This window comes from Pedobacter soli, assembly GCF_900101435.1.
In the GTDB taxonomy this organism is placed as follows: domain Bacteria; phylum Bacteroidota; class Bacteroidia; order Sphingobacteriales; family Sphingobacteriaceae; genus Pedobacter; species Pedobacter soli.
The window spans coordinates 1-5254 of record NZ_FMZH01000027.1 but is presented as its reverse complement, the minus strand read 5'-3'; the positions used below and the strand labels follow the sequence as shown (position 1 = coordinate 5254).

5 protein-coding genes and 1 pseudogene are annotated in these 5254 nt (G+C 41.5%); 2 read left to right on the top strand and 4 right to left on the bottom strand.

Annotated elements, in window-relative coordinates:
- Window positions 1–222: 222 nt before the first annotated feature.
- Together BLR37_RS25030 and BLR37_RS25025 are read left to right on the top strand one after the other, a co-directional pair.
- On the top strand, window positions 223–1188 hold the full coding sequence (locus BLR37_RS25030; RefSeq protein WP_090773444.1) for a lipid A deacylase LpxR family protein: 966 nt from the start codon (window positions 223–225) through the stop codon (window positions 1186–1188).
- Between the two features lies 1 nt (window position 1189).
- Window positions 1190–2299: an acyloxyacyl hydrolase gene (locus tag BLR37_RS25025; protein ID WP_167356681.1), complete on the top strand. Its 1110-nt coding sequence runs from the start codon at window positions 1190–1192 to the stop codon at window positions 2297–2299.
- On the opposite strand, the gene BLR37_RS25020 is transcribed toward BLR37_RS25025, so the two are convergent.
- From BLR37_RS25020 to BLR37_RS25550, 4 genes and pseudogenes are all read right to left on the bottom strand, one after another.
- The gene (locus BLR37_RS25020; RefSeq protein ID WP_090773440.1) at window positions 2296–2655 is read right to left on the bottom strand and encodes a CoA-binding protein; all 360 of its coding nucleotides are present in this window, start codon (window positions 2653–2655) and stop codon (window positions 2296–2298) included. The genes BLR37_RS25025 and BLR37_RS25020 overlap by 4 nt on opposite strands.
- 34 nt (window positions 2656–2689) lie before the next feature.
- A complete protein-coding gene (locus BLR37_RS25015; protein WP_090773438.1) occupies window positions 2690–3157 on the bottom strand; it encodes a DinB family protein in 468 nt (155 codons plus the stop codon).
- Window positions 3158–3190: 33 nt separating this feature from the next.
- Window positions 3191–4732, bottom strand: coding sequence for an NAD(P)/FAD-dependent oxidoreductase (locus BLR37_RS25010; RefSeq protein ID WP_090773436.1), 1542 nt, complete (start codon window positions 4730–4732; stop codon window positions 3191–3193).
- Window positions 4733–4999: 267 nt separating this feature from the next.
- A pseudogene (locus BLR37_RS25550) lies at window positions 5000–5254 on the bottom strand (IS110 family transposase); the annotation flags it as partial.

Sequence of the window (5254 nt, the reverse complement as noted above, 5' to 3'; positions counted from 1 at the left end):
GGGGTGTTTTGCACCGGCCGTGCCACCTAAACCCGATAGAACGTAAAGCCCGGAGCGAGGTACGAGTGAGGACTTGAAGGAATAGCGGGACTACCAAAACCAACGAAGCACAGGAACAGGCTTTGCTAATAAATCGGGATATAATTAGCGAACGGTATAATTATCGGGATATTGAATAATAATTAATACTTTTACCGCTTTAATAAATCATCCTTATTATTAATGAAAGTTGCGCTTAAAACCTACTTGCCTTTGCTCTTGATCTTTATTGCAAAGTTTAGCCAGGCTCAGAATTACAAAAACGAGCTGGTTGTTATTACAGAGAACGATGCTTATATAGATATTACCAGCGACCGGTATTACACGAACGGCTTTTTTATTAAATACAGGCATGCTTTAAACGCAGAAAACCTGAAAGCCGGGCGAAGCAAAGAGGTAATTGGTTTTGAGTTGGGCCAAAAAATATATAACCCTTATTACAGTTTTGCCCCAAACCCCGCCCTGCACGACCGCCCATTTACGGCTTATTTATATGGCGAGGCCAATTACAGCAGGTTTTACCAAAATAAGCAGTTATTAAAGGTTACAGCGCAGGTTGGTCTTACGGGTAAGGATGCCCTGGGCGAAGAATTTCAAAAAACCTATCATAAACTGGTTGGTCAGAACCAAATTGCCGGTTGGGAATACGGGTTAAACAGCGAACCTACTTTAAATCTGGGCATAGAATACAACAAACGCCTGCTGGCTACCCCCAACGAAATATTTGATGTAACGGGAACTGCTTCGGCAGCAGTAGGCAATGTAATAACCAAAGCAAATGTAGGTGCACTGCTTAGATTAGGAAGATTTAATGAGATTGATGGCTCGGCTGCTTTTAACAGTTTAGTAAGTAATGGCAATAAAAGCAACGCTAAACGTAAATACGAACTTTTCCTTTCGGTGGCCCCTCAATTACATACTATAGCCTACGATTCGAGCTTGCAGGGAGGATTGTTCTTGAATGATAAAGGTCCTATTACCTTTAAACCGAAACCCATCGTATTTACCACACAGCTGGGTTTAACCTTTGCCATTGCCCGCTGGACAGCCAATTACACGGCTACATTTACCTCAAATGAGGTTAAAAACAGTGCAACAGGCTACCGATATGCTTATTACAGTCTTGCTTACCGTTTTAGTAAAAGTTAATATGAAAAAACAACTACTCTTTTTGGCCTTACTTTTTACAGGCTTGTCTTTTACTAAAGCGCAAATTGCCCCGGAAAATCACTCCATTATTTTTAAACCGGTATTCGGTACGCATGTAAATAACGATCAGGGACATCTGTTTCAGGATCAGATCACTGGGTTTGATGCTGCTTACTTTAAAGATATTAGCCAAAACAGTGATAAATGGATTGGCTTTAGCGGTGCCAAATCGTACGGAATTGGTTTCATTTTCAGAGATCTGAATAAATTGAAAGGCACTAAAGATACTTCAGAACATGCCTTTGGCCAGATTTACGGCGCGGTGTTGCAACTTGATTTTCAGCTATTTAAAATTGGAAAAGCTAAATTTAACTTTACACCAGGCGTGGGTTTGGGCTACACCAATAAATACTACTTTAATAATACGAAAAACCGTTTCCTTGGTAGTCCGATTAACGAAACCATTAAGGCTGATCTGGGTATGGAGCTGCCGCTAAATAAATACACCGATTTAATGGCTGGTTTTGGTTTCCTGCATGTATCGAACGGTGGGGCAACAGTACCGAATGGCGGGCTGAATACCGGCAATGTATATATCGGGCTAAAACTGAGCAATCCAAAAGAACTTACTGCCGAGAAAAAAAGCACTTATACCACCCTACAGCGCAACTCTATTGAGCTTAGCGCGGGTTTGGGTGCAAGAGGCGTATTTGGCGACAACACCAAAAGCCTTTATAAAAGCGGGCTATATGCAGGCTACAACTTCTATTTAAACGATATCATGTCGCTAAAGGCAGGGGCTGATGCAGTTTATTATTACAGCGTTTTTGACCCTAATCGTTTTGGCGAAACTTTTCAGAACTACGGTACTTCTTTGGATAGGTGGCGCACAGGCTTAAGTATTGGCGCAGATATTAACTTATGGCGTGTTACCGTCGCTGCACAAATCGGGAAATATATCCATTACAACAGACTAATGGAAAAAGCAACCTGGTACTGGACATTTGGTCCTACTTTTAACATTACCCCACATATTGGTTTACAGGCTAAAACCTATATGCACTTTGCACAGGCAGATTATGTAAACTGGGGCGTGGTTTACCGTTTTTAATATTGGCCGGTGGTTAGTAACACTAAGGTACAAGCTTCAACAGGTTCGATTTGATGTTGAATTAATACTTCTTCAAGCTCTGGATTCTCGGTACCCGGATTAAAAATAACCCGTTTGGGTTTAGTTGCCAGAATATACTCGCGGTATTGCGCCTGTAAGGGGCGCCCTATATACAAAGTGATGGTTTCAATATCGCTATGAATGTGGCCGGGTTTTTCGATTTCAACTCCTGCAACTGCCCCTTCTTTAATGCCCACATTTACAATTTCGTGGTTAAATCGCTTAAGCATGTGTGCAGCTTTGTATGAATAGCGTGATGGATTTGGCGACGCGCCTATAATGAGTGTTTTATTCATCTTTTACAAATTAGTGATTAGGCTAATAAACGGACTAGAATTTTGAAAGCAAGGCTATTTGCCCCGAATGGTAAGCATGGTGCTGGGCTAAGCCACTTAAAAGTTCGGTATTGGTTACGCCGGTTCCTAAAGCCGGATTCCTTTCATCTTTCACTTCATCTTCCCAATGGCTGGCTTGCATATTTTCGGCAGTGCGAATCAATTCTTCGTTTGCCACTTTAAAATTAAAAATAATCCTTTCCCAGCCTTGCGGTGTTTTACTTTCAGGCAAAGGCCAATCGCCACGTTCAGGCTCAGCAGCAGGCTTTCCGGTTAACCGCGAAGTTACTTCTTCAGTCCATGCAGTTAAGTGCAGGGCGATTTCGGCAATAGAATGCGCACCTCCGATAAAATGTTTAAATGCCTTTTCAGGATTGACATTATTTAAAGTTTGCATCACATGGTTACCATGCCAGGCATCGCCATTAAAAGCTTTTTTTATTTCGTTGGTAATATTAAACATAACCAAACAACAACCTGTGTGCTATAAAGTTTGTTAAAAGGCTGTCAATATTGCGTTTGCACAGTTAATACCATCAATAGCTGCCGAGACAATTCCACCGGCATAACCTGCTCCTTCAGCACAAGGATAAAGCCCTTTTATTTGCGGATGCTGGTAAGTTTCCTTATCTCTGGGAATACGTACCGGTGAGGAAGTCCTACTCTCTACGCCTACCAAAATGGCTTCGTTGGTATAGTAACCCCTAATTTTCTTGCCGAACAAGGGCAATGCTGCACGCAAGCTATCAGACACAAAATCGGGCAGAATATTATCAAGCATCGCACTTTTTGTGCCGGGCAGGTAAGAGTTTTTAGGTAAATCGATCGACAGTTTATTGTTTACGAAATCGACCATTCGTTGTGCGGGCGCAACCAAATTACCTCCACCAGCTTCGAAAGCCATTTTTTCTATCTCTGATTGGAAATTAAGCATCCGTAGCGGATCGTAACCCTGAACATCATTTAAAGTAACCTGAACTACTGTGCCTGAGTTGGCGTAAGGATTATTTCGTTTAGATGGCGACCAACCATTCACCACAATTTCGTTTTCGCCGGTAGCACATGGTGCGATAATACCACCAGGACACATACAGAAAGAAAATACACCGCGGCTGCCTACCTGCTCTACCAAACTGTAATAGGCGGGCGGTAAAAATTCTGAACGGATATCGCAATGATATTGAGCCGAATCGATAATTTCCTGCGGATGCTCTATCCGAACACCCAGAGCAAAAGGTTTTGCTTCGATCAGGATGTTTTTCCTGTTCAGCAATTCGTACACATCGCGGGCAGAGTGACCGGTTGCCAGAATCACGTGATCGGCAAAAAGTTTATCCTGAAAATTAATTTCGATGCCTTTTACCTGGCCATGTTCGGTTAAAATATCGGTCATCTGGCTATCGAACATCACTTCACCGCCTGCATTTAAGATGGTATCTTTTATGGCTGTGATAATGTGTGGTAATTTATTGGTACCAATATGCGGCCGGGCATCAATAGCGATATCGGGCTCGGCACCATGGCTTACAAAAACCTGAAGTACTTTATTAATATCGCCCCGCTTGTTAGAACGGGTATATAATTTACCGTCAGAGTAAGTGCCTGCGCCACCCTCTCCATAACAATAATTAGATTCGGTATTTACTACACCTTGTTTATTAATGGCGGCTAAATCGCGGCGGCGCTGTTTTACATCTTTACCACGCTCTACAATAATGGGTTTTAATCCATTTTCGATACATTGTAAAGCCGCAAATAAACCAGCCGGACCTGCCCCAATGATGATAACGGGTTTAGCCGAAGCAACGTTAGGGTAATTAACGTTATAAATTTGCGGAACAACTTCTTCATCGACAAAAGCCCTTACCTGTAACCTGAAAATAACCTTACGGGAGCGGGCATCGATAGATCTTTTGAGTATTTCGTAGCCTTTAATTCTTGTTAGCGGCAGTTTAAGGCCGTCCGCAAGCTTCTGTTTAATCACTTCTGTTTGCTCTACCTGGTTTGGGAGCAAAGTAATTTCGATGTCTTTTTGCATATCATGTCGGGTTTTTATCCCGAATTGCTACAAAGATAAGCATCTGAAAGCATATTTGGTGGTTTCGGCATGTGATCAAAAATTATCTATTACGAACATCTCATTTTCAGATCGTCCTGCTGAACTTGTTTCAGCATCTCATCAATGATTCCTATCGGTTGGTGTTGCGCCGACCGAAACAGATAACCTAATATTATACATTAATGCAACTGATGAGAGCTTGCCAACCTGTATTCTATGGTTTTTGCAAATAAATTTTGAAATATTTTATGCTGCGAAATTCAAATCTTTCTCATATGGCCTATCTTTTAGTACCGCAGCAAATGCCCTACTGATTAGTTTATTTCTAAGTACATTTAGGATGGATGAGTGATGTTTACCTTCCTTTATTTTCCTATCATAGTATCTTTTGAATTCATTGTCTTTTTTTATGGTGTTTAAGGCACACATCGTTAACAAGGTTTTTATTCTTTTATTTGCCAAATGACTGACTTTTGGTTTTCCTTTCAATGTTGTACCGGA

Bases quoted from the DNA above. Each gene is read 5' to 3' on its own strand.
- BLR37_RS25030 (WP_090773444.1), top strand. From the start codon at position 223: ATGAAAGTTGCGCTTAAAACCTACTTGCCTTTGCTCTTGATCTTTATT.
- BLR37_RS25025 (WP_167356681.1), top strand. From the start codon at position 1,190: ATGAAAAAACAACTACTCTTTTTGGCCTTACTTTTTACAGGCTTGTCT.
- BLR37_RS25020 (WP_090773440.1), bottom strand. From the start codon at position 2,655: ATGAATAAAACACTCATTATAGGCGCGTCGCCAAATCCATCACGCTAT.
- BLR37_RS25015 (WP_090773438.1), bottom strand. From the start codon at position 3,157: ATGTTTAATATTACCAACGAAATAAAAAAAGCTTTTAATGGCGATGCC.
- BLR37_RS25010 (WP_090773436.1), bottom strand. From the start codon at position 4,732: ATGCAAAAAGACATCGAAATTACTTTGCTCCCAAACCAGGTAGAGCAA.